The organism is Cellulophaga baltica (assembly GCF_900102165.1).
Lineage (GTDB): Bacteria > Bacteroidota > Bacteroidia > Flavobacteriales > Flavobacteriaceae > Cellulophaga > Cellulophaga baltica.
Genome location: NZ_FNBD01000049.1, coordinates 1 through 1,842 on the forward strand (window position 1 = coordinate 1; position 1,842 = coordinate 1,842).

Sequence of the window (1,842 nt, forward strand, 5' to 3'; positions counted from 1 at the left end):
CTTTCGGTAAACAAAAGATGCCCATGCTGGGCACACACACTATATATAGCAAATAGGGCGATTAGTGCTTAATCGAAAGGTTAGTGTTTATTTGTAAAGTCGCCAAATCTTTTGATTTGGTTTAAAGAAAAATTAAAACAAAATAAAAAGATTTGGCTTGTGGCTTAACCGAAAGTAATCGCTTGTTTTCAGCCCAACTTGCCATATATTTAACGTTGTGCATAATGCAAAAATAATAGAACTAACATCAAAATATGAAATTTAAAAGTCACTTAATAGAATTAGTAATTCTATCAATTATTGTAATTGGATGTGATTTTTCAAACGAGCAATCCATCCACCAAAAAATAGAAAAACAGACAAACGAAATTTTCGATAGTTTGGTTAAAATCAGAAGAGATTTACACGAATACCCCGAATTGGCTGGTAATGAAAAAAGAACTTCTAAAATCATTGCTGAATATTTATCGAATTTAGGATTGGAAGTTAAAAAAGGTGTCGCAGGTTATGGTGTCGTTGGAATCTTAAAAGGTGGAAAAGAAGGTAAAAGTATAGCTTGGCGAGCTGATATGGACGCTATACCAAATGACTTTGCCGACCAAGTATCATATAAATCAAAAAATAAAGGAATACAACACGGTTGTGGACACGATGTTCATATTGCAATTGGACTTGGTATAGCTGAAGTACTATCTAAAAACAAAGAATCAATTGAAGGAACAATATATTTCATATTTCAACCTGAAGAAGAAACTTTTGTTGGTGCAAAAAATATGGTTAACAGTAATCTATTTTCAGAAATGAACCTTGACGAAATATATGCATTACACGTAACTGCATTACCAGTCGGTCAGATAATGGTTAAACCAAATGAACTTTTTGCCTATCAAAAAATAATACAGATTACATTTAACGAAACGTTCTCAGGAGACGATGCGGAAACGCTCTACGGTAAAATAAGAAGCGAATTTTTACGAAAAAAAGATAGTCTAAATCCTTGGGAAATTCCAAAAGCATTTGACTCTATCGTTGGATTAACGAACACAAACACTATTTTCAAAGACTATCTTTTTATGGAGGAAAATTTCGTTTTAGAAGAAGACAAAAATCAATTGAAAATAAAAGCTTGGTTATATGAAACAAACAAATCCAATTTGTCAAATATTTTACCAAAAATTGAACAAATAATAAGCAATTCAGAATTCAAAGATAAATTCATGTCTACATCATACATTCAAGAGAACCCAACTGTACTAAACGATGAAAAATTGACAGATGAGGCGACAAATATTCTCAATGATGTTTATGGAGATGGAACTGTTGTAATGGATTATGGTCAAATACCTTATTTTAATGACGATTTCATATACTTTCAACAAAAAGTATCTGGGGTATATTTTTTATTAGGTGGTTCTAATCAAGAAAAAGGAATAGTTGCGATGAACCACGCACCAAACTTTAGAATAGATGAAGAATGTATAAAAACTGGTGTGAAGTCCTTTTCATCATTAATTCTGGAAAGAACCAAAACCGAGTAAAACACTATGCACAACAAGGGTAACCGTTGCACAACTCCATAATTTATAAAATAATGGCCTTTATAACCGCCTTTTAAGGCGGTTTCATTTTTCAATTAGTTAAGTAATTGGTTATTTTTGAGGTGCTTAAACATGAGTTTTTTACAGCATATAAGGTCTTTTTTAGAAGAATGAATAAAGACCCCATTCCTGCTCCACTTTTTACGTGTTTTTGAGTGAATTTCAGGTGCTTTTTCAAATTATAGGCTATTGCTGATAGGTGCATCACCTTATTGGCTTGTTTTAAGCCTAGCGTATTTATTTT

At 32.0% G+C, this 1,842-nt stretch carries 1 protein-coding gene and 1 pseudogene; one reads left to right on the plus strand and one right to left on the minus strand.

Going from position 1 to position 1,842, the window contains the following annotated elements:
* The first annotated feature begins 254 nt into the window (after positions 1-254).
* Complete coding sequence (locus BLQ19_RS20810; protein WP_074539659.1) at positions 255-1,538, plus strand: amidohydrolase; 1,284 nt, start codon at positions 255-257, stop codon at positions 1,536-1,538.
* A gap of 91 nt (positions 1,539-1,629) precedes the next feature.
* Here the strand turns inward: BLQ19_RS20810 and BLQ19_RS21695 are convergent.
* Positions 1,630-1,842: pseudogene (locus BLQ19_RS21695) on the minus strand (IS1182 family transposase); the annotation flags it as partial.